Origin of the sequence: Anaerophaga thermohalophila str. Valhall, from assembly GCF_000250735.1 — a bacterium.
Classification (GTDB): Bacteria; Bacteroidota; Bacteroidia; order Bacteroidales; family Marinilabiliaceae; genus Anaerophaga; species Anaerophaga thermohalophila_A.
In genome coordinates this window covers 31,483-56,109 of sequence record NZ_AHZV01000334.1, presented here as the reverse complement: position 1 = coordinate 56,109, position 24,627 = coordinate 31,483, and the positions used below count along the sequence as shown (strand labels likewise).

Sequence of the window (24,627 nt, the reverse complement as noted above, 5' to 3'; positions counted from 1 at the left end):
TAAACAATGAAACATATACAAATAGGATTCATTTTATTTGCGTCGTTTGTTTTGTTGCCCTTCTTTATTAAGGCACAAACAACTGCAGAAAATGAAACTGATACGATAGATAAAGTAAAACAGGATACCCTGGTTCAGGTTGCCTTTAGAGAGGTTGCCAAAAGTAACCTTTTAGGAGGTGTTTCTGTAGTCGATGTAGAAGATTTGATGAATAAAAATTATCATACTTATAGTTTGGAAAATATGGAGGGCTACATCGGTGGCTGGAACGGCAATTTATTATGGGGGATGGATGATCGGCTGGTGCTCATAGATGGTGTTCCCAGAGATGCTGATAATGTTTTGCCAAGTGAAATTGAAGATATTACTTTTCTTAAAGGTGCTTCGGCTGTTGTTCTTTATGGAAGTCGTGCTGCAAAAGGTGTGATTTATATCACAACAAAACGTGGAAAAGCTCAGCCGCTTCAGGTTAATGTTCGTGTTAATACCGGATTTCATGTTTCGAAAAGTTATCCGAAGTATCTAAATTCAGCCGAATATATGACACTCTATAATGAGGCTTTGGTCAACGATGGAAGAGACCCCCTGTACAGTCAGGAAGACATTTATAATCATGCATCAGGAAGTAATCCATATCGTTATCCTAATGTGGATTTTTATTCTTCAGACTACCTTCAGAAAGCCTATAACCGTACAGATATATTAACCGAGTTAGTAGGTGGAAATGAGCGAGCTCAGTATTATACTAATATTGGCTATTATCGGCAGGGCGATTTCCTTAACTTTGGTGAGGCTGCCAATAATTATGATGAGCGATTAAATGTACGTGGGAATGTTGATGTGAAATTAAATGATTTTATTGATGCGTATATTAATGCCAATGCAACATTTTATACATCCAGAGGTATCAATTATACTGATAGTGATCCCGACGATGATGAAAATGTTGATAATTATTGGACCTATGCAGCGTCAATGCGCCCTAACCGGATAGCTCCACTGGTTCCGCTAAGTTATATCGATGGGAATGCCTTAAGTGCTTTGTCATTGGTCAATAATAGCAGCAATATTATTGATGGGAAATATTTTCTTGCAGGGACACAAGTAGATAATAAGAATGTTTTCGCAGATTCTTATGCCGGAGGTTATAATAAATGGAAAAATCGTCAGTTTCAGTTCGATACAGGCATTGATTTCGACTTGCAAAATTTTTTACAAGGTCTTTCTTTCCATACACAGTTTGCTGTAGATTATGCAACATCTTTTACCTCTGCGTATGAGAATGAATATGCTGTTTATATTCCAAGATGGTATAATTACAATGGCGATGATGTTATTGGTGAATTGGAAAAAGAAGGCAATGATGAAAAATCGGGAAATCCTGATTTTAGTGATGAAAACTACCGTCAGACGATTGCTTTTTCCGGGTGGTTTGATTACTCAACTACGGTAAATAATAACCATAATATTTCGGCTGTTTTGGTGGCTACAGGCTACCAACAAGCAGAGTCAGGCGTTTATCACAATACAGCCAATGCTAATCTGGGTCTTCAGTTAAGTTACAATTTTAAAAATAAGTATTATACCGATTTAGCCGGAGCAATTGTTCACTCGGCCAAATTTGCTGAAGGGAATAGAAATGCTTTCTCTCCCTCGGTAACCTTGGGGTGGAGAATGGGACAAGAAAATTTCCTTTCTAATTCATCAGTAATTGATGATCTTATATTGAGCGTCTCAGGAAGTGTTCTTCATACCGATATGAGTATTGATGGGCATTATGAATATGCCGGAAGCTTTAATCAGTCTGATGGCGCCTGGTGGGGTTGGTATGATGGGGCTGCAGAGCGATCAACAAATGCCATACAAGGTGAAAATGAAGATTTGACTTTTATTAAGCGGAAAGAACTATCGGCAAACTTGAGAACTTCATTATGGAAAAACACGATTAATGCCGATGCTTCTTTCTTTATGAACTCCATGGAAGGGATGGTTACTCAGCCTATGGGTTTATATCCGAATTATTTTTTCACTTATTATCCCGAAGCATCATTTGTACCAAACGTTAATTATAATAATGATCAGCGAATGGGTATAGATTTTAGTGTGAATTATAATAAAGACCTCGGTGACGTTGATTTGACACTTGGGGTGTCAGGGACTTATTATACAACTGAAGCCACTCGACGCGATGATACGAATTATGAGTATGATTATCAGAAACGTCAGGGCAAAGCTGTTGACGGAATATGGGGGCTTGAATCGGCCGGGTTTTTCCAAAATCAGTCAGATATTGACAATTCACCTACACAAACTTTTGGTGGAACAGTAAAACCCGGAGACATAAAGTATGTAGATCAGAACAATGATAATGTTATAGATAGCAGGGATGAGGTTTTTCTTGGTAAAGGTGGCTGGTATGGTAATCCTTTTACTTTGGGTGTAAACGTAACTGCTAAGTGGGATAATTTAACATTTTTTGTATTAGGAACAGGTTATTTTGGCGCTTATGCCATGAAAGATGACAACTATCATTGGGTTTACGGTGATCGGAAATATTCAGAAGTTGTTCGCGGCCGTTGGACAGAGGAAACAAAAGGTTCAGCAACCTATCCCAGGTTAACGACGCAAAGTGGAAGTAATAATTTCAGAAACTCTGACTTCTGGTTATACAGCACCGACCGGTTCAATATAGCTAAAGTTCAGATTACTTATGATATACCGAAAAGTTTGTTACAGAATATCTTTTTCAAGGAATTATCTGCTTACGTTAGTGGATCCAATTTGTTGACCATCTCTCCCGAGCGCGAGACCCTGGAAATGGAGGTAACGAATGCACCTCAAACAAGGTTTTATAATCTGGGTGTAAAAGCAGTATTCTAAAAATGAAAAAATATCAAATTAGGAATTAAGCTATGAAAAATATTATTAAAATTTTAGTTCTATTGTTCCTGGTTACAGGCTGTCAGGATGTTTTTACTCCGGAAATAGAGAACATTCGGGGGCTTGATGCAATGCATCAGGAACCAACGTATGCCCAGGGCATACTTGCGAATGCATATATTCTTCTTCCTTATTCGAATTCGCCCAATAGTGATTTGGCGACCGATGATGCTGTGACCAATGACTTTGAAAATGATTATTTAAGTATGGCCACCGGCTCCTGGTCGTCTGACAACAATCCGACATCACAGTGGCAAGGGCGGAGAAATGCCATTCAATATTTGAATATTTTCTTGGCCAATGCCGATGATGTTGTTTGGGCAAAAGATGAAGTGATAAGGACAATGTTTAACGATCGTTTAAAAGGCGAAGCTTATGGTTTACGGGCCCTTCAGATGTATCATCTGTTATTGTCTCATGGCGGATGGACCGAAGATGGTCGTTTACTTGGCGTACCGATTGTTACAGAACCTGAGGATAAAGACTCTGAATTTAATGTCCCCAGGAATACATTTCAGGAATGCGTAGAGCAGATAATGGCTGATATTGATAAAGCCCTGGAATTGTTACCTCTGGATTATGGTGATGTGTCAGATTCAGAAGTTCCACAGAAATATCAGGAATTAGGAGTAACCAATGCCAGTGATTATAATCGGGTAAATGGCAATCACATGCGGGGACGCATTTCCGGTCGTATTGTGGAGGCCGTGCGGTCACAGGTTGCACTTTTGGCAGCAAGTCCTTCATACACTGACGGAACAGAAATGACATGGGAAGATGCCGCAAACTATGCCGCAATTGTGCTGGATCGTATAAATGGAGTTAGTGGTATGGATGATGACGGTTGGACATGGTTTGCCAATACCGGTGAAATTGATGGCTTGGGATCCGGGGTTACTCCTGCTGAGATTATATGGAGAAGTGATATTAGTCAAAGCAATGATTTAGAGACTGATAATTTTCCACCTTCACAATACGGAAATGGGCGGGTGAATCCCACCCAGAATCTGGTGGATGCTTTCCCCATGGCTAATGGATATCCCATTAACCATCCTTCAAGTAATTTTGATGCTTCTTCCCCTTATGATAATCGCGATCCTCGTTTAACAAATTACATCGTAATTAATGAAAGTACGCAAGGACCTAACGATGCTGTGGTTGTTACCGGTACTTATGGAGATAATGAAGATGCGATAAACCGTGAAAGTGGGCTGTCCACCCGCACAGGCTATTATCTACGGAAACTTTTACGTTCGGATTGTAATCCCAATCCTGAGTATGATACCGAGCAAAAGCATTACACTGCCCGTATCCGCTATACTGAAATATTTCTGGCTTATGCCGAAGCGGCAAACGAAGCCTGGGGACCAACAGGTACCGGTGGAAACGGCTACTCGGCATACGATGTCATAGGAGCTCTCCGTCAAAGAGCCGGTGTTGGGAATGGTAATGGTGATCCATATTTGGATGAAGTTGCAGGCAGTAAAGATCAAATGCGTGAACTGATTCGTAATGAACGTCGTCTGGAACTCTGCTTCGAGAATCATCGTTTCTGGGATTTACGTCGATGGAATGTAGAACTGAATAAGTTAAATGAAACAGCACTTGGAATGCAAATTGCTGAAACCGGTGGAGGAAAAGAATATGAGACAATTGATGTTGAACCCAGGATGTACAAAGACTATATGTATCATGGACCAATTCCGTATCAGGAAATTCTGAAATGGGATAATCTTGAACAAAATGCGGGTTGGAATTGATTGATTAATAAAAAGATAAATACTTGAAATATGAAACGGATTAAAATTTTATCGATATTGTCTGCAGGAATCTTTGCATTGCTGACGATGATTTCGTGTGAGAACCAAGACGTGGATTTTCCTGATTTTGAATATACCACTGTCTATTTTCCTTATCAATATCCGGTAAGGACAATAGTGTTGGGCGAAGATATCTATGACAATAGCCTCGATAATGAGCATAAATGTAAAATATATGCTACTATGGGGGGCGTTTACGAAAATGAAAAAAACATAGAAATAGATATTTCTGTAGATGATGCATTGTGTGATAATTTGTACTTTGATGAAGGGTCCACTCCGGTACTACCGATGCCTGACGATTATTACTCATTGGCAACAAATAAGATAACACTGGAGGGTGAACTTGAGGGAGGTGTTGAAGTACAATTGTCGGATGCCTTTTTTGCAGATCCAAATTCTCTGGAAAACACCTATGTGATTCCACTGAAAATGAATAGTGTTACAAATGCAGACTCTATACTCTCGGGGGTTCCAATGGTTGATGCTCCCATCAGAACTAACGCTGCCGACTGGGAAATTCAACCCAAGGATTTTGTCCTCTATTGTGTAAAATTCATCAATCCCTGGCATGCTAATTACCTGCGTCGAGGTGAGGATGTGATTACTGAAGGTGGCGAAACTAGAACTGAGGTCAGGCATGAAGAATATGTTGAGGACGACGAGGTGGTCAGTCTGGAAACAGCTTCTTTAAATTCTGTAATTTTTCCTGTAAGTACTACAGATGGAACTAACACATTGACTTGTGAGTTGATTCTGACTTTTGATGACAATAATAATTGTACCATTACATCAGGAACAACTGGTTATACTGCAAGTGGAACAGGTGAATTTGTAAAAGATGGCGATAAAAATAGTTGGGGCAATAAAGACCGCGATGTCTTATATCTTGACTATGAAATTGATTTCCAGATCAAACAGTACCAGACACGAGATACTCTGGTGGTTCGTGACCGTGGTGTTACAATAGAGACGTTCAGTCCTTCTTATAGTGTTAACTAACCGTTTTAAACCGAAAGAATATGAAACTTTTGAATAAATACTGGCAATACACTATTGCATTATTATTGTTGGCATCCTGTGCAGACAATAGTATGCTTGAATATGATGTAGCAAAGCCGAAAAGTATTGCAGAGAAAGAATATTTAAAAGAATATGACGTATTGAAATCATACGTTGATCGCAATAAAAATCCAGACTTTAAGTTGGGGGCTGGAGTTTCTGCAAGTGGATATTCTGAAAAAGGAGCATTATACAGTCTTGTAAATTCCAATTTCGATGAGATCACCGCTGGAAATGCCATGAAATATGGATCTGTTGTTCAAGATGACGGTTCGATGGATTTTTCCCAGGTTGTTCAGTTCGTTTCTGCAGCCAAAGAAGCAAATACTGAGATTTATGGACACACCCTTGTCTGGCATGCACAGCAGAATAAAAAATACCTTGAAAGCATCATCGCCGATAAAGAACTTGATATTGATCCTGATGCAACGGTGGAGGTAGTTGACGGAACTGAAGATTATTTAGGAGGAGCATATACCTTTTGGTCTTCTAGCTATGTAGATCCAGTGGTTGAGAATGAAATATTGGTTGTAACCAATGAGGAAGCGACACCTAATTTTTGGGATGTACAATTTCATATTGCCGATGGGATTCCAACCAAAGTTGGTACCAAGTATAAGGTGACTTTACGCATAAAAGGCTCTACTCCCGGAGATATTACTTTGGTAATGGGAGACTGGGGTGGCCAGGAAAATACAACAATTTCATTTACTGAAGAATGGCAGGAAGTGACAGCAGAGTTAACTGGTACTGCAGAAAGTAGCTTTGTTATGCTACAATCGGGACATTACGTGGGAACTTATGAGATAGACTGGGTAGAAGTAACGCATGAAGAGGCTGCCGCTATCTCTTGGTGGACCAATCTGGTTACCAACAGTGATGTGGAAAGTGATGACCTTTCCTGCTTTTTTGCTACTGAGATGACAGATGGTCCTAAAACTGCCACAGTTGGTGCACCCGGTACCGGTGCTGACGGTGTTGGCAGAGCCATTGTGGTGCAGTCTGGTGATAATCCCACAAACCCTTGGGACACACAGTTCTTTGTCAGGGTTCCTCATGTGTTCAAAGAGGGTGAAAAGTATCGCTTCAGCATGAAGATTCGAGCTGAAAAACCTGCCCCTTCGGAATCTCAGGCACATGCCGAGCCTGGACAATACCTCATCTGGTATATGGTCGGAAGCCCTAACTTTACTACCGAGTGGCAGGAATACAGTTACTCTGGTACAATAGATGCCGCACAGGACGGAATGAGCACCATCGCTTTTAACCTCGCTGTTTTTGATGAAGCTAATACCTATTATTTCGATGATATCTATTTTGAAATAGAAGAATCAGGAAATAAAATCCCCTTAACAGATGAAGAGAAGGCTGATACTTTAACGTATGCATTGGACAAATGGATTGCTGGAATGATGGAAGCCACCGATGGTTATGTGAAGTCATGGGATGTAGTTAATGAACCGATTTCAGGTGCAGATAACGATGGTGACGGGTATTATGACCTTCAATCGGCTGACACTGGTGATCCTGAAAATAATTTCTACTGGCAGGACTATCTTGGAGACAACTATGTACGTACGGCTGTGGAACTGGCACGTGAATATGGCCCGGATGATATGAAATTATTTGTCAACGATTACAATCTGGAGTCTGACTGGGATGACAACCAAAAGCTGAAAAGCTTGATCCACTGGATTGAACAATGGGAGTCGGATGGTGAGACTGTCATTGATGGCATTGGCACGCAGATGCATGTTTCATACCATATGAATCCGGAAACACAAGCCAGTAAGGAAGAGCATATTGTACAAATGTATGAGTTGTTGGCAGAAACCGGCAAATTGGTGAAAATCACCGAGCTGGATATGGGGCTGGTGGATGAGAACGGCGATGCTGTAATGATAGATGATGGAGTGACTCAAGAACAACATATGGCAATGGCTGAGTTCTATAATTTCATCATTCGAAAGTATTTTGAAATTATTCCTGCAAACCAGCGATATGGCATTGCACATTGGAGTCCTGCAGATCCTCCATCATCTTCATCCTGGAGAGGTGGAGAGCCTATAGGTCTCTGGACAGAGGACTTCGATTATCGTAAACATACTTATGCCGGATTTGCTGAAGGACTTGCAGGCGAAGAGTTTGTTGAGACTGAGTAATTTTTGATTTTTTTTTTCATAGCAGCTCCTCCCGGTTCTTCCCGGGGGGAGTTTTATTATTCTTTTGTCGCTTGCTTCTATACCGAAAGTATCGTTGATGATCAGGTTGTTGGTCAAATGCTTTATGACCATAAATTCGATTACGATGAGAATATCAATGTTGTTAATGATCCTGAATTTAAGGAGGTCGTTGTAATAATGAGCCCGGTCTAAAAAGCAACTTTGTTGCCAAACTCTGTGTTGTTTTAAAATTTTGCATCCTCATTAACAACGAGTTAACTCCGGTACAAAAATTTAAAACGCCTTGATTTTGACAAAAATATGCTTTTTATACCGCACTCAATGATGAAAAAATATCTGAATCAGAAGCGTAAGGAGATAGCTGAGAATAGCAGGAAGCTGATAAGTGAAAACTAATGGTTGATAAAAAGACAACTAATAATTATTGAATAAAAGGGGTAATGTACCAGAGGCTACAGGCAACTAAAAAAATGAACTATGAATGCCAGATTTTTACTACTCTTAAGTTTTGTGTTTTTTTTATCTGTTGATATGGTTTTCGCATGGGAAGGTATGCCCACACCCCGTTTGCATGTGGAAGGCCGATATTTAAAAGACACCCATGGCAACACTGTTAATCTGCATGGTTTTGCTCAAACATACAGTCCCTGGTTTAACGAACGCGGACAATACTGGGATAATTATGATGTGGAAGGATGCCTGACATACAACCAGGGACTCATTGATGATATTTTGGATGCCGGTTGGAAAATGAATTTTATCCGTTTACACATGGACCCTTACTGGTCGAATGAACCTGGTTGTACGCCTGATGGTCATGAACTGCCCAATTGTTTCAGTGAAACCCGCTTCAGAAAATATCTTGATGAGGTTTTTGTCCCCATGGCTGAGTATGCTATCTCTAAAGGGTTGTATGTAGTTATCCGGCCTCCTGGCGTTTGTCCGGAAGTAATAGGGGTTAACGATGAATACAATTATGCAGAGTACTTACTTAATGTATGGGATATTGTTTCATCTCATCCCAAGATCAAAGCAATGGACGAGGTCATGTTTGAACTTGCCAATGAGCCCGTGAGAATTAAGTTAGCTGACGGAAGTGTTGGAAGCAATAGCCAGGCTCATTTCGATGCATTGAAAGACATTTTCCAGCCTGTTGTAGATAAAATTCGTGAAAATGGGTTCCATAATGTTTTATGGGTTCCCGGTTCGGGATACCAGTCTCAATATAAAGGTTATGCAGTAAATCCCATTGAGGGGGAGAATATCGGCTATGCCGTTCATATTTATCCGGGTTGGTTTGGAAGTGCTGATGGCTATGATGTATTTAAAAGAGAGTGGGATGCAAATGTAAAGCCGGTTTCTGACTTTGCACCAATTATGATAACGGAAATGGACTGGGCACCCGGGAAATATGAGGATGTATCCTGGGGAACCGGAATAACAGGAACCGCCGGAGGAGATGGATTTGGAGCAAATTTCAAGAAAATAATGGATGATTCAGGCAATGTTAGCTGGTTGCTTTTTACCAGTCCGCACTTGCTTGCAGATTTTACCAATGAAGCCCCTGCTGATGGCGAACCCTATACATTCCTGAATGACCCGGAAGCATGTCCCTGGCCTGTTTATCATTGGTTTCGGGATTATGCCAACGAAAACTATCCTCGTCCTGAGTTTGAATATCAGTCCCATAGTGATAATGGTGACGGAACATATACCAATCCTTTGATACATGCCGATTTTCCTGATCCCGACGTTATACGCGTGGATGATGTTTATTATATGGTAAGTACCACAATGCATATCTTTCCGGGTGCTACCTTGCTGAAAAGTTATGATCTCGTTAACTGGGAGTATTGCAGCAATCCCCTGGAAATGATAGAATCGAGTGATGCCTATAACCTGTTGAACGGAGAAAACCGGTATGCTCGAGGACAATGGGCATCAAGTTTAAGATATAATGACGGTAAGTTTTACATCATGTTTAATACGCTGGATGAGGGCGGGTTTCTGCTAACAGCCACCAATCCCGAAGGCCCGTGGACGTTGGAGCAGCTTTCGCGTAGTTACTACGATCCCGGACTGTTTTTCGACGATGATGGTAAAACTTATGTGGTTTATGGCATTAATACCATCAAGATAACCGAACTGGATGAAAATTTTGAAGCAGTGGGAGCGGACCGGACGGTGATTGAAAGACCCGATGAAGGACTTGAAGGTTGTCACATGTACAAAATAGACGGGTATTATTACATTTATGCAACTTATGGCGGATGGCCGGCTTCACAGGTTGCTTTCAGATCAACTGATATATTCGGATCCTACGAAGAGAAATTGCTTCTGGATGATGACAATATCCATCAGGGGGCTTTGATAGAAACGCAAACCGGGGAATGGTGGACTATATTATTTTATGATAAAGGTGCTTACGGTCGTTTCCCCAACCTGCAGCCGGTTACATGGGTGGATAACTGGCCGGAGATCGGTGAAGACGGAAAAGGCGTTACCACTTATCGAAAGCCTGATGTCGGGCGTGAATTTCCTGTAAAAGTTTTGCCAACTAACGACAATTTCAGGGATTATAAACCTGGATTGCAATGGGGCTGGAATCACAATCCGGACAATTCCAGGTGGTCTTTGTTTGACCGTGCGGGCTTTTTACGTTTAAAGACAGTTAATGTGTTTTCAGAACTTCCCGAGGCTAGAAATACACTTACGCAGAGGATATTTGGATATCATTCGGAAGGAGTTGATTCGTATGGTACCATTAAGATGCATGTTGCCAATATGAAAGAAGGAGATGTGGCCGGGCTGGCTGTTTTTCAGAATCCCTATGCATTTATTGGTGTAACCGTGACAGACGGAGAGCGAAAACTAATTACAGAAAGCGATGGCAATATAGAAACCGGTATTGCATTGGAAGATACAGTTGTTTACCTGCGTGCTGTAGCCAATTATGGCACCAGTAAGGCCCGTTTTTATTACAGCACTGATAATGAAACCTACACCCGTTTTGGACAGGAATTGGATATGGCCTTCGATCTGTCCGTCTTTACAGGAAATAAGTTTTGCATCTTTAATTATGCAACTGAGACTACAGGTGGATACGTTGATATTGATTGGTTTACTACAGAGGAATTTTTTACCGAGGAGATGTTCTACGATGACAATTTTTCCGGATTCACCGAAGATCAGCTAACAATCGAAAGCCTCTCTGTGGAGAATACTGAGATGCAATTGCTAACGGGAACCAGCAGGACATTGAGAATTACCGCCCTGTTTCAGGACGGGCATACGGAAAATGTTTCTACAGAAGCTACTTATTCGAACAGTAACCCGGATGTGGTCAATATCGTAAACGGGCAAATTGTTGCCGGCGAAAACGGCGAGAGTCATATTACCGCGACTTACCAGGACAGAGTAGGAAACCAACAAACCATTGAATTTAATGTGGTGGTTAGCACTTTTCCGTTAACCAATGAACTATTTAATCCCTCTATATGGGAAAACGGAACTTTTGACGAAACAACTGGCGAATTAATTACAGGACAGTATGGTTTCGGTGGCTGGCAATACGATAACGGATTGGATTTGTCCGGATATAAGTATTTAGTTGTCAGGTTAAAGGAAGTTCCGGGAAATGGAGCCTCCTTCCGTATTTTTGATGAGAATAGCTATTGGTCTTCTCCATATACCCATGATGTTGAAAATGAAGCAGAATTAATTATTGACCTTAACCGAATGGAAAAAGAGGTGGATGGTCAAATAGTAGCTGTTGATCCATCGCATATTTATATTGTCGGTTTTTGGTCTTTGGGTGGAAGTCCTATTTTTATTGATGATGTGTTTTTATCAAATTCCGATGAATACAATACTTCAATTCAGGAAGTGATTTATGAAAAGATCAAACCTGATGATATTGTGGATGTATATTCTGTTACGGGACAAAAGCTCCGAAACGGGGTTAAAAGAAAAAATTCTACTTCAGGCTTGCCTGCAGGAGTCTATATTATGGGGAATTCGGAAAAAGGATATGTAAAAATAGTGGCGGACGGTACTTTTTAATCTGAGACCAGATTTCAATAAACAAAATGTTCAGGCCCTTTTGGGAACTGAACATTTCGTTTTTCTGATAATATAGGGGAGTTGAGCATTAATTTTTTTATACTAATGAACCGTCTCGTATCTAAAAATCTAACGATCTATTGAATTTATATTCAATTTTAAAAATATAGTATCTGAAATCGAAAAGAATTTATAAAAGTCAACTTTACATTTGTATCAGCTTATTTATTTAGTGCGTGTCTATAAAGTAGTAAAAGTTTCCTACTTTTCATGTGTCTGTTCAGAAACGGAGTTTGCTCATCGTAAATGAGTAATATTCGGACGAGCGTAACACAGTAAATGGCACTTTATGGACAGACACTAATTAAGCAAAGTGGATAATGAAAAAAAGCTCTTTAAATAGCTGGTGAAGAGCGGATTTTTAGATTAAACGATTTAAAAATCCGTTTTTCTCGAATTCCCCGGAGACTTGTTCTGTGCTGTTTCTTATTGCTTGATCAAAAAGTGATTAGTGATTAGGAAATTTAAAAGTTTTCTCCGGGGAATTTTTAAAGCAATTCACACCCTGAAAGGAATTTGTTGATTAGTAGATTGGAAGCTGCTCACTATTTAATGATGTGGGTGGCTTCTTTTTTGATGTGTAGTTTTTACCGGCAAATTTACCAGGCTCCTGAAACCTGCCCCCATTATCATGAAAAGGTTGAAGAAGGCAAATAGAAAAACCGATTGCAAAATGGCCTTTCAATACCCGTTAAACTTTTTTATTATGAAAACAATATTAAGTATTCTTGCATGGATAGTAACTATTCCGGCTCTATTAGCCCAAAATCCCCTGATTATGGATCAGTTTACTGCCGATCCGTCGGCAAGGGTTTTCAACGATAGAGTTTATGTATTTCCATCGCACGACATTCCTGCTCCTGAGGGAAAAGGCTTAAGGGAGGATTGGTTTTGCATGGAAGATTATCACGTATTTTCGTCTGAGAATCTTACGCAATGGATCGATCACGGTATGATTGTCAGTCAGTACGATGCCGACTGGGTGGATTCTACATCTTACAGTATGTGGGCGCCCGATTGTATCGAACGCAACGGCAAGTATTACTTTTATTACCCTGCCAATACAAAGAACGTTGGACCTAACGGCCGGAAAGGTTTTGGTATTGGGGTGGCTATAGCCGATAATCCCGAAGGACCGTATGTTGTGGAAGATGAACCAATCGAAGGTATTTTTGGGATTGACCCTAATATTCTGATTGACAACGATGGACAAGCCTATATTTACTGGTCGATGGGCGATATTTTCGTGGCTAAACTAAAAGATAATATGCTGGAACTGGCATCAGAGCCGCACAAAATTGAGAATTTGCCCTCAGAGGGACTAAAAGAAGGACCTTGGGTTTTTAAGAGAAATGGCACTTATTATCTAACTTTTCCTCATGTCGAAAATAAAACCGAACGTTTAGAATATGCCGTAGGTGACAATCCTATGGGGCCTTTCGAAATGAAGGGCGTAATTATGGACGAATCGCCTACCGGTTGCTGGACTAACCACCACTCTATAATCGAATATAACGATCAGTGGTATTTGTTCTATCATCACAACGATCTTTCACCCCATTTCGACAAAAACCGTTCTATCAGAGCCGACAGCCTCTTTTTTAATACCGATGGTACCATCCGGAAAGTAACGCCAACATTACGTGGGGTAGGCATAACACGTGCCGATAAACGGATTCAGATTGACCGTTACAGTGATATTTCCGGGGATGGTGTAAAAACAGCCTTTATTGACACGCTTGACACACATAAAGGCTGGAAAGTTACTTTAAGTCAAAAAGGAGAGTGGGTGAGGTATAATAAAGTCGACTTTAATGACAAAAACTACAAAGTAGTTGGCACAAAAGTTATGTCCCCAACAGGCAGTCGTTTCGAAATCCGCCTTGATGCTCCCGATGGAGATGTCCTGGCCACTGTAGATATGAAAAATACCAATGATTGGGCAGTTGAGAATACACGGTTAAAGAATAGTCCTACCGGTGTTCATGATCTTTTTGTTGTTTCTGACGAGAATACCGCATTTTCTGTTGACTGGATTAAGTTTGAATAGTGTCGTGTCATGTATAAACTGTCGTATAAGTTGAAACTGATTTTTGCTTTTTTCAAAATGAGAAAAAGCGCGCATAGCCATAGCTACGTAAGCTTTTTATCATGAAGAAAAAACGAAAATCAGTGATGCCTGGTGCGACATTTTATGCTTGACACGACACTAGCTTCATTCAACCAATAAGAAGAAAGAGGGCGAACAGATGGCCGGAGTATTGGGACTCGTTAAAACGGCGAAAAGTGCCCTCAATCTCTTGAAAATGATTATCCCATAAGTTCTTGCAAGCAAGTGGGGGAGCTGAGCGGCCGCTTGTTTGCAAGAATTTGAGTATCAGAATCATTTCTCCAAAGTAGCATCTCCTGTATCGGTTTTGAAAAACTTAACCAGTTGGCGCAACTCTTCCGCCTGATTGGCGAGCTCTTCGGAAGTGCTGCTCATTTCTTCGGCAGAAGCAGCATTCTGCTGTATAACCAGATTGAGCTGTGAGAGTGCTTCATTAACCTGATCGGCTCCGGATTTTTGTTCAAAGCTGGATGCTGTAATCTCTTCAACCAGCGATGAGGTTTCCTGAATTTCAGGTACTACATTCTTCAGAGCATCACCGGCATCGTTAGAGATGTTCACTGTTTGGGTCGAAATTTTTATAATTTCATCGGCAGCATCCTTGCTGAGTTCGGCTAATTTCCGAACTTCTGAAGCAACCACCGCAAATCCTTTTCCTTCTTCACCGGCACGGGCCGATTCCACTGCTGCATTTAAAGCAAGAATATTTGTCTGGAAAGCAATATCATTAATGATCTTAATTTTTTCTGAGATATAATTAATTGATTCTACTGTTTGTTGTACAACTTTGTTTCCTTTTTCGACACTTTCTGTGGCATGTAATGCAACATCTTTTGTTTTGCTTGCATTGGCTGAGTTTTGCTCAATGTTCGATGCAATCTCTTCCATGGTTGACGAAACTTCTTCGGCAGAAGATGCCTGCTCGTTGGCACCAGAAGATATTTTCTGCGCAGCATTGCTCAGTTCATCTCCTGCAAGGGTGATATTAGCAATTCCGTTCATCAGGTTTCCGATAACGCGCTCCAGGTTGTTTTTCATGTGATCCATTGCTCTGGCCAGGCTTCCTATTTCGTCTTTTCTGGAAAGGTATTTATGATTGATATCCACCGTAAGGTCGCCTTTCGATATTTGTTCGGTTATTTTAATTCCGTTTTTGATACTTTTGGCAAATGATGAAGAAAGCAAGTAAGCCAGAATAAGTCCCAGAGCAATGATTACTATTAAAACGGTGGTGAGCAGAGCAATGGATTCTATCATTACATTTTCGGCATCCTTTATTTTAGAAACAATATCGTTGAATGAGGTATTTGCAATTTCTTCGCTCTCACCGTCTATCATTTCGGATAATGCGGTCATTTCTGATAATATGGTGGCCAGTTCATTCGTTTCAACTTCTTCATCTGCAATGAATGAGCTTTCTTTGATATCAATGTATTGGTTTAGCATTGATTCAAATTTGTTTATGTCCCGGTCAATTTCCCTGAAAGCTTCCTTTATTTCTTCCGAAGCGTCGGTTTTTGTACCATTTCCATCGCCTGCGTTATTAAAGTATGGGCCGAATCTGCATGAGCTTGCCCGGTTTTTGCTTCATCCAGACCTTCCCCTTTCGCATACCTGATGATATGGTATCTGGATTTGAGCCAATGTGTCTGAATTTTGGTGGAATAGTCTGTTGCAGGAACATATTCGGCATTGATCTGAATGAGTTGATCCCTTTCCAGATAAAGCATTGTCATAGTGTAAAAAGCATTGGCTGCAAATAATAAAATAATAACGGAAAATCCCAGTAAAATTTTAGTACCGAATTTTAAGTCGGATAGTCTGAATTGCTTCATAATGTGTAATGCGGTTTTTGGTTTCAAATGATTTATAGAAAAAGAAGCTCTCCTCTACTCTTATTGAGTTATGAAGGCATAATTGAAATAAAGCAGGTACTGTGAAGTGGTAAGATTTTACGGATATTTTGACCGGTTGTTTGCCTGTTTATATTTCTTTATGAAACAACAAGAATTATTTGAGGGCTTTGTTTAGAAAGTTTTCCCATTATCTCTGTTAGTCAGGTATAGTCGTTTATTTATGTCTTAATAATTTATTGCGAAAGATCAATGATTGTCATTGTTTGTAAAAGTAATGAGTAAGTTCATAGGATATTGCACAAAAAGAGATACATAAAACGAACATCCCAAAAATTTTCACAACTCATCCCGTTTTCCCGGGAAACGAGTGAGTATCCATTAACCATGCGAGTTCTCCTAATAACTTCGGGCAGGTTTTTCGACTAATTTTTATGCCAATGAAGAAAAATATATAAGCAACATTTTTCTCCCTAGTAAATCATATTTTAATCCTTTTATTGTCAGTAAATCAGTAATATATATTGATATGAAGTAGAAAAGAATGTGCTCTTCTCCGGAATGGTGTAACTAAGATGTAAACTGTTTTTTCTTTTCCTGTTGTCAAAAAATTTACTTCGCTTTTGAATTTTTAATAGATGTTCACACATCGTCAGAGGAAATAGCAATGTTAACTAAAACAAAATGCAATGAAGAAAAAAACGAAAATTTTGAAACAAAAAATTTTATGCAGTTTATTCCTTTTGAGTGGGTTTTTCCTGCTTACCCAGGGGAGTTTGGCTCAGGAACTGACAGTTAGCGGAACTGTCACGGATGAGCAGGATATGCCTTTACCAGGAGCCTCTGTAATCATAAAAGGAACTACTATGGGAACAATCACCGACATGAATGGTGAATACAGCATTTCTGCTGACCCTGCCGCAACGCTTGTATTTTCGTTCATCGGAATGAAAACAACTGAAATTCCGGTAGACGGCCGCACCGTTATCAATCTTCAAATGGAGGAAGAGCTGGCCACCCTCGACGAGTTGGTGGTAATAGGTTATGGTTCCGTAAAGAAAAAGGATGTTACCACGTCCATATCAACGGTTTCTACCAGAGAACTGGAAAAGAAACCTATTACAAATGTAGCACAAGCCATTCAGGGTCGTGCTGCCGGGGTTTCTGTCATTAAACCCAACGGCGCTCCGGATGCAGGGATGGTTGTGCGAGTTCGTGGTACAACTTCTTTAAATGGTAATAACGATCCTTTGTATGTTGTAGATGGGGTTCCAATGACAGATATTTCTTATCTCTCTGCGAATGAAATTGAAAGCATGCAGATATTGAAGGATGCCTCTTCAGCAGCTATTTATGGATCGCGTGCTGCCAACGGAGTCGTGATAATTACGACCAAAAGCGGAGAATCCGGCGAAGCAAAAATTACTTTCAACGGTCATGTTGGCATAACCGATTTAACCAACAAAATAGAACCTTTGAATCTGGAACAATATCGTGAATTATTGAGCGATATGGAACTGAACATTTCATTGCCCGATAATCTAACTGATCAGACCGATTGGTACGAAGAAACTTACCAAACGGCACTGACACAGAATTATCAGATTTCTGCTTCCAATGGTGATGAAAAAATGAATTATTATATAACCGGCGGTTATACGCGTGAAGAAGGCGTTATTGAAGTCTCGTTCTTTGAGCGCTACAATTTCAAAGCTAACCTTGAGAATGAAATACGTCCGTGGCTGAATGTAGGTGCAAATGTTTCCTATTCAGATTATACAGGGAATGGAATTATTTCCGGAACAGGAGCGAACAGGGCAGGTGTCGTCTTATCAGTAATTAATACACCTACTTATGCGCCAATTTGGGATACCGAAAAACCTGACCGGTATTACAACAATTTTTACGGGGTAAACATTACGCATCCTGTTGAAAATATGTCAAGAAGTGAAGACAATCGATCCAATACTCAACGCTTACTTGCTACGGGACAAGCTGAGATAACATTTGCTTCCAATCTGAGATTGAAATCTTCCATCACTCTTGACAGGAGCTATAATCACTCTGTCTCCTTCCTTGATCCGGTTAAAACAGCCTGGGGCAGATCAAATTACGGACTGGGCAGCGACAACCGGTCTCTAAGTACGGTAATGGTCTATGATAATGTACTGAACTATAACAAATCTTTTGACAACCATAGTTTTGATTTAATGGCGGGCAGCTCCGGAACCACCTCTGAATGGTCACAAAGTTATCAAAGCGCTTCTCATTATCGTGATGGAAGTATAAAAACATTGAATGCCGCCAATAAAATATCGCCAGGCAATGGTACGGTTGCCTCCGAATGGGCTATTATGTCCTGGTTTGGCCGCCTGGCCTACAACTTCAGCGACAAATATTTGTTGACTTTAAATATGCGTGCCGATGGTTCTTCTAAGCTTCATCCCGATCACCGCTGGGGCTATTTCCCATCTGCTTCCGCAGCATGGCGTTTGTCATCCGAACCTTTTATGGCTGGTATCGATTGGATCGATGATTTGAAAATCAGAGGCGGATGGGGACAAACAGGTAATCAGTCGGGACTCGGCGACTATGCCTATTTGGAACGGTATAATATTATTCGTCAAAACTGGTGGGAGGAAGGGAATCAGAATGCCACGGTCATTCTTAGTCAGGCCAATTTGCGTAACACTGATCTTACCTGGGAAACCACTACCCAGACAAATGTTGGCGTTGATTTGACTATTTTGAGAAATCGCCTGACATTTATGATGGACTGGTACTATAAAAAGACCACCGATATGTTGATGACAGTAGACCTTCCTGCAGGATCAGCTGCTGCAAATACGATAAGTCGAAATGAGGGCGAAATGACAAACACCGGCTTTGAGTTCATGCTGAGTTCTCACAATTTTACACGCCCAAACTTCAGATGGGATACCGATTTTAACATCTCATTCAATCGCAATGAACTGACCGCTCTTGAGCTGACTAAAGTTTACAATTATGCTGTCACAAGTGAATTTGTCAATGAATATGCTGTTCGGATTGAACCCGGGAGACCATTGGGCGGCTTTTACGGATACATCAGCGATGGCGTTGATCCGGAAACAGGGGAGTTAATGTATCGTGATGTTAACGAAGATGGTATTCTTTCTACCACTGACCGGACTTATATTGGTGATCCCAATCCCGATTTTACTTTCGGGATGACCAATACGATTACCTATAAGGGTTTTTCTCTGAACCTGTTGCTCCAGGGAAGCTATGGTAACGATATTTACAATGCTTCGCGTATCGAAACTGAAGGTATGTATGATGGCAAGAATCAGTCGAAAGCGATTCTCGACCGCTGGAGAATTCCCGGCCAGATTACTGATACGCCTAAAGCCGGGTTCGATATCAAAACGTCTTCTTATTTTGTTGAAGATGGCAGCTATTTAAGAGTAAAAGACATTACCCTTGCTTATGAATTTAAAAAGGCTTTCCTAAGTCGTTTGGGAATTGCCAGGTTGCAGCCTTATGTAACAGCTACCAACCTGCTTACACTTACCAACTATTCGGGTATGGATCCCGAAGTTAACCAATGGGGAAATAGTGGTGCTGTTCAGGGCATCGACTGGGGTACTTATCCCCAGACAAAATCGTTTGTTTTTGGTGTTAATGTTGAATTTTAATCGATTAATATTATGAGAACTAATATACTAACCAAAGTAATTGGTATTCTGATGCTTTTGGCGTTGGTTTCCTGCTCGCTGGACAAAGACCCTGTTTCCGAATTCTCGGAAGTGACTCTGGGACGCTCCGATGATTCTGGAGATCGTATTAAGTTTGAGACCCGCAGTGAAATGCTTTCCCAATATGAAGGTATGTACGAACTATTCAGAGGACGTCAGGAACACTGGTATCTCGATTATTTAATGATTACAGAGGTCCGTTCTGATAATGCTTATGCAGGTACCGTTGGCGCTGAGGTTATGCCTTTCGAAGATAATTCGCTGGACGGGGGTAACAGTGTGATAACACGTGACTGGAACCGCTATCTGGAAGATATTGCTTATGTCAATTCCATTATAGAAAATATAGATTTGGTTCCCGATCCCTCTTTCTCCGATTTAGAAAGAGCTCAATGGAAAGCCGAGGCGAAAATATTCCGGGCAATGGTTATGCTCGATATGGTAAGGTTTTGGGGAAACATACCGGTAATTACCAAAGAGGCCGAAGACATTACAGCTGCTAATATCGAAGAAGTTTATCCGACTTATTTCCCTTCCCAAAACACACCGCAGGAGGCATACCAGCAAATTATTAAAGATCTAACTTCAGCCATACCGGATGCACCGGAAGCAAGCCAGAATAAAACAATACTTTCCAAAGCGGTTGCCCGTTCGCTCCTGGCCAAAGCCTACGCTGAAGAACCTGTTCGTGACTATGATAAAGTGATTGCTTATTGCGATTCTGTTATTAATGACGGATTCTCACTGGTTGATGATTATTCACTTCTTTTTAGAATGAATGAGGCAGGAACCGATATTGCCGCGCGCAACACATCCGAATCTATTTTTGAGATTCAGTTTTTTACTGGTAGTGGAAACTGGGTAACATAGATGTTTGGTCGCAATTTGCTTGACTGGGACCAGAATTTTTCATGGGCAAAATGGGTAACACCTTCGAGAGACCTCATATCTGCTTTTGAAGCGGAAGGAGATGACATCCGGATGAATCAGTCGATAGTTTATTACGAGGCCGGATGGAGTTTGTACTATCCGTCTGATCATTATCCTTTTATGTACAAAATGCGTTCCGGCAATAATAGTATCATTAAACTGAGACTCGCTGATATTATGTTGCTTAAGGCGGAAGCGCTGGTCTGGAACGGTGAACTTGATGCAGCTTCAACTATTGTGGACCAAATCAGGGCAAGAGTTAATCTTCCAGGGTTGCCGGAATCTGTTAAATCTTCCAAAGAGCAAATGACGGATGCAGTGCTGAATGAGCGTCGGTTAGAGCTTGCTTTTGAAGGACATCGACTGTTCGATCTTATCCGAAACGGGAAATTGCAAACAGTTATGAATTCAATCAACAATCGCGACAGCGGAAGATTACCGCAGGCAAGACCCTATACAGAAAATTCTGAACTGCTTCCAGTTCCCCAAACAGCATTAGATGCTAATACTAATCTTGATCAAAATCCCGGCTATTAAAAGCATGTTCAGGCATTTGGTTAGTTGACAATGTTTTTAATGCTTATTGCCTGGTGTCTGCATGGGAAGGCCAATGAGTTTTTATACAGAATCTTAAAATAATTCGATAATGATCAGAGAAATATTATATGTTTTAATAATGGGATTGGTGTTTATGTCGTGTGGTGCTTGTTCAGAAGATAAGGACAATGATCCGGGCAAAACGGTTCCCGATGTAAAGGAAACAGGGGATGTGAAATTATTCATCACTACATCAGACCGGGCTTACGATTTTGCCCAAAGAGCTGTGGATTTCAGCAAAACTTCCAATATGTCGCCGACTACTATTACCATCGATCCTGCTGTCAGATACCAGGAAATGGACGGGTTTGGTGCAGCTCTTACCGGTTCATCATGCTATAACCTGATGCAAATGGATGCAGCTGACCGTGAAACCTTCCTGAAAGAAACCTTTTCTCATAATACTGGAATGGGATTCAGTTATGTTCGCATATCTATTGGATGTTCCGATTTTTCTCTCAGCGAATATACGTGCTGTGACACTCCAGGTATTGAAAACTTTGGTTTGCAATCCGAGGAACTCGATTATGTTATTCCTGTCTTGCACGATGTATTGGAGATTAACCCCGATCTTAAAATTTTGGGGTCTCCATGGACAAGTCCGCGATGGATGAAAGTGAATAACCTGACTGATTTGCAACCCTACAACTCCTGGACCAGCGGGCATCTGAACCCCGACTACTACGACGAGTATGCGACCTATTTTGTGAAGTGGATACAGGCTTTTGCACAACACGGCATCCACATTGATGCCATTACCCCTCAGAATGAACCATTGAACAGGGGTAATTCGGCTTCTCTGTTTATGGGATGGAAAGAGCAACGTGAGTTTGTAAAAGTGTTGGGCCCGGCACTTGAAGAAGCTGGCCTGGACACAAAACTTTATGTTTTTGATCACAACTACAATTATGACAACATGAGTGATCAACAGGATTATCCTGTTAAGATATATCAGGATGAAGAAGCAGGACAGTATATCAAAGGTGCGGCCTACCATAATTACGGCGGTGTGAGCGACGAGTTACTCGATATTCATGAAAAAGCACCCCATAAGGAGCTCATTTTTACTGAAACTTCTATCGGCACATGGAATGATGGCAGAAACTTGTCAAAAAGGTTGATGGACGATATGGAGTACGTTGCTTTGGAGACCGTAAATAAATGGTGTAGAGCAGTCATCGTCTGGAATCTGATGCTTGATTCAAATCGTGGCCCCAACAGAGAAGGCGGCTGCCAAACCTGCTTTGGAGCGGTTGACATCAGTGCAGATGATTATAAAACGATTACCCGCAATTCGCATTATTATATTATAGGGCATCTCGCTGCAGTAGTAAAACCCGGAGCTGTTCGTATCGGTACATCAGGATATGAAGCCGACGGCGTTATTTACAGTGCTTTTGAAAACAAGGACGGCTCCTTTGCATTTGTCCTTATGAACGATACGGATGAAAAAAAAATGATAACCATAAGCGACCGGGATAACCATTTTTCTTATGACGTTCCGGCACAGTCGGTTGTATCGTATCGATGGAATCAATAATCCTTGAGTGCGGTATAAAAAGCATATTTTTGTCAAAATCAAGGCGTTTTAATTTTTTGTACCGGAGTTAACTTGTTGTTAATGAGGATGCAAAAATTTAAAACAACACAGAGTTTGGCAATAAAGATGCTTTTTAGACCGGGCTCATACTTTGAAAAACAGAAAAGATGAAATGTGAATATGGCAAGGCTTTGCATAATGAGGATGCGTTTAAATCTTACATGCTCGTTTCATCATGTTTTAAAATTTTCAAATTAACAGATTAAGTATGAAAAAGACAATATTTTATCTCAGCTTATTACTACCGGTTTTGTTTCTTGTTTCGTGTGAAGAAGACGAAGAGGTAACCGGACAACCGGAATTGACATTAAACAATGAAATCAATCAGGCTCATTTTGGTGACAGTATCCCTTTTTCTGCTGATGTAAGGGATGCTGAAGAGGTACCATTATCTACTCTTAAAGCACAATTGTTTTTTGGCAATGAAATGGTAGAGGAAACTGTAATTCGTACCAAAACAGAAGGAGAATACAATGGGAAAATTTATGTGCCGTTTCTTAAGGACATTCCCGATGGGACGGCAACCCTGAAGTTTGTCCTTCAAAATATTGAGTTCGCTATTGAGGAACAGAACTATAATTTGGATATCTCACGTCCCGATTATCCGTATCTTACTTTTGTAACAGAGCTGACAGAATACCAAATGAACCGGATTGATTTGTATCAATACCAGGTTACAGATAATTTTCCGCAGAAAGTAAAAGGATATATCAAAACACCAGTACTTGATGATTATGGAAATGTAATTACTTTTGGGTGGGAAAATGGTGGTATAATACAAGGTACAGAGGCTCCGATAACATTCTCAAATTATACAGCGGGAGAGTATGATATTACTTTTAATACGCTTACTTATCAAGGGGCACCATTTATAACGCTTGAATTTGCCGGCAAAGAAATGACAATGGTGGATGACAACAACTATAAAGTGGAACTGGAATTGGAACAAAACCAAACAATTGAAGTAGACGGAATCCCGGATATTGAACAATGGTGGATCGACCCCGACTTTTTTGGGAGCAATGAAGACGGCACCTTTACTTTCCTTCCCGTTACCGGAAAGTACAGGATTACAGCTAACTTCGAGTTTAGTTATTTTGTTGTGGAAGCCATGCAGGGAGATGAACTGGCAACCCTCCAGGATGACGGAAGCGGGGCTCTTTGGATAATCGGAACAGATATTGGAAAACCTTCGTTAATTAATGAAGTAGGATGGAATACTGATAAAGCACTTTGCATGTCACAAATAACGCCAAAGAAGTACCAGGTAACAGTAATTGCAGGCGAATCTGTCAATGCTGCCGCCATCAACTTTAAATTCTTTCATCAGAAAGGGTGGGGAGGTGAATACAAAAACGATAACCTGACAACCAACAGTGATATTGTGTTTGTTGGTGATGGAACAAATGGGAGAGATCCCGGAAATCTTGGATTGATTGAAGGAGTAACGCTGGCGGAGGGCGCTACTTATGTTTTTGAAGTGGACATAACTGCCGGGAAAGATAATGCTGTTCTGTCTGTTTTGGAACAATAGCTAAAACTAATTTGATAATTGAGTCTGCTCTTAAAAGAGGTATTTTTGTCAAGGTCTATGCGCAAGAAATTTTTTGAATCGGAGTTAACTGATTGTTTATGAGGATTTAAAAAATTAGTGCAACAAAGAGATTAGTAAA

The 24,627-nt window shown here is 40.7% G+C and carries 14 protein-coding genes; 12 read left to right on the top strand and 2 right to left on the bottom strand.

What is annotated here, in order from left to right:
• The first annotated feature begins 6 nt into the window (after positions 1-6).
• The 7 genes from OQ5_RS0117325 to OQ5_RS0117295 all read left to right on the top strand — a co-directional run bounded on the left by OQ5_RS0117325 (position 7) and on the right by OQ5_RS0117295 (position 14,177).
• The gene (locus OQ5_RS0117325; protein WP_016778695.1) at positions 7-2,880 is read left to right on the top strand and encodes a SusC/RagA family TonB-linked outer membrane protein; all 2,874 of its coding nucleotides are present in this window, start codon (positions 7-9) and stop codon (positions 2,878-2,880) included.
• Between the two features lie 32 nt (positions 2,881-2,912).
• Complete coding sequence (locus tag OQ5_RS0117320; RefSeq protein ID WP_016778694.1) at positions 2,913-4,700, top strand: RagB/SusD family nutrient uptake outer membrane protein; 1,788 nt, start codon at positions 2,913-2,915, stop codon at positions 4,698-4,700.
• A gap of 30 nt (positions 4,701-4,730) precedes the next feature.
• Entirely contained in the window at positions 4,731-5,762 is a 1,032-nt protein-coding gene (locus OQ5_RS0117315; RefSeq protein ID WP_016778693.1) for a DUF5627 domain-containing protein, read from the top strand.
• Between the two features lie 20 nt (positions 5,763-5,782).
• Positions 5,783-7,984 (top strand): endo-1,4-beta-xylanase, encoded by a 2,202-nt coding sequence (locus tag OQ5_RS0117310; protein WP_016778692.1) that lies wholly within the window; start codon positions 5,783-5,785, stop codon positions 7,982-7,984.
• A gap of 3 nt (positions 7,985-7,987) precedes the next feature.
• Positions 7,988-8,197 (top strand): hypothetical protein, encoded by a 210-nt coding sequence (locus OQ5_RS0117305; RefSeq protein ID WP_016778691.1) that lies wholly within the window; start codon positions 7,988-7,990, stop codon positions 8,195-8,197.
• A 285-nt stretch (positions 8,198-8,482) separates the two neighbouring features.
• Positions 8,483-12,067, top strand: coding sequence for a family 43 glycosylhydrolase (locus OQ5_RS0117300; RefSeq protein WP_016778690.1), 3,585 nt, complete (start codon positions 8,483-8,485; stop codon positions 12,065-12,067).
• A gap of 766 nt (positions 12,068-12,833) precedes the next feature.
• The gene (locus OQ5_RS0117295; RefSeq protein ID WP_026055370.1) at positions 12,834-14,177 is read left to right on the top strand and encodes a family 43 glycosylhydrolase; all 1,344 of its coding nucleotides are present in this window, start codon (positions 12,834-12,836) and stop codon (positions 14,175-14,177) included.
• Positions 14,178-14,510: 333 nt separating this feature from the next.
• Here the strand turns inward: OQ5_RS0117295 and OQ5_RS21505 are convergent, their stop codons facing one another.
• On the bottom strand, positions 14,511-15,683 hold the full coding sequence (locus tag OQ5_RS21505) for a methyl-accepting chemotaxis protein (protein WP_016778687.1): 1,173 nt from the start codon (positions 15,681-15,683) through the stop codon (positions 14,511-14,513).
• A gap of 47 nt (positions 15,684-15,730) precedes the next feature.
• Positions 15,731-16,072 carry a hypothetical protein gene (locus tag OQ5_RS0117280; RefSeq protein ID WP_016778686.1) on the bottom strand — a complete coding sequence of 114 codons (342 nt, stop codon included), beginning with the start codon at positions 16,070-16,072 and terminating at the stop codon, positions 15,731-15,733.
• A gap of 707 nt (positions 16,073-16,779) precedes the next feature.
• Here OQ5_RS0117280 and OQ5_RS0117275 point away from each other — a divergent pair.
• From OQ5_RS0117275 to OQ5_RS0117260, 5 genes are all read left to right on the top strand, one after another.
• Entirely contained in the window at positions 16,780-19,767 is a 2,988-nt protein-coding gene (locus OQ5_RS0117275; RefSeq protein ID WP_016778685.1) for a SusC/RagA family TonB-linked outer membrane protein, read from the top strand.
• A 12-nt stretch (positions 19,768-19,779) separates the two neighbouring features.
• On the top strand, positions 19,780-20,697 hold the full coding sequence (locus tag OQ5_RS25015) for a RagB/SusD family nutrient uptake outer membrane protein (protein WP_255297616.1): 918 nt from the start codon (positions 19,780-19,782) through the stop codon (positions 20,695-20,697).
• On the top strand, positions 20,698-21,294 hold the full coding sequence (locus OQ5_RS25010; RefSeq protein ID WP_016778683.1) for a RagB/SusD family nutrient uptake outer membrane protein: 597 nt from the start codon (positions 20,698-20,700) through the stop codon (positions 21,292-21,294).
• Positions 21,295-21,403: 109 nt separating this feature from the next.
• A complete protein-coding gene (locus OQ5_RS0117265) occupies positions 21,404-22,894 on the top strand; it encodes a glycoside hydrolase family 30 protein (protein WP_016778682.1) in 1,491 nt (496 codons plus the stop codon).
• A 268-nt stretch (positions 22,895-23,162) separates the two neighbouring features.
• Complete coding sequence (locus OQ5_RS0117260) at positions 23,163-24,488, top strand: DUF5125 domain-containing protein (protein ID WP_016778681.1); 1,326 nt, start codon at positions 23,163-23,165, stop codon at positions 24,486-24,488.
• Positions 24,489-24,627: the final 139 nt, after the last annotated feature.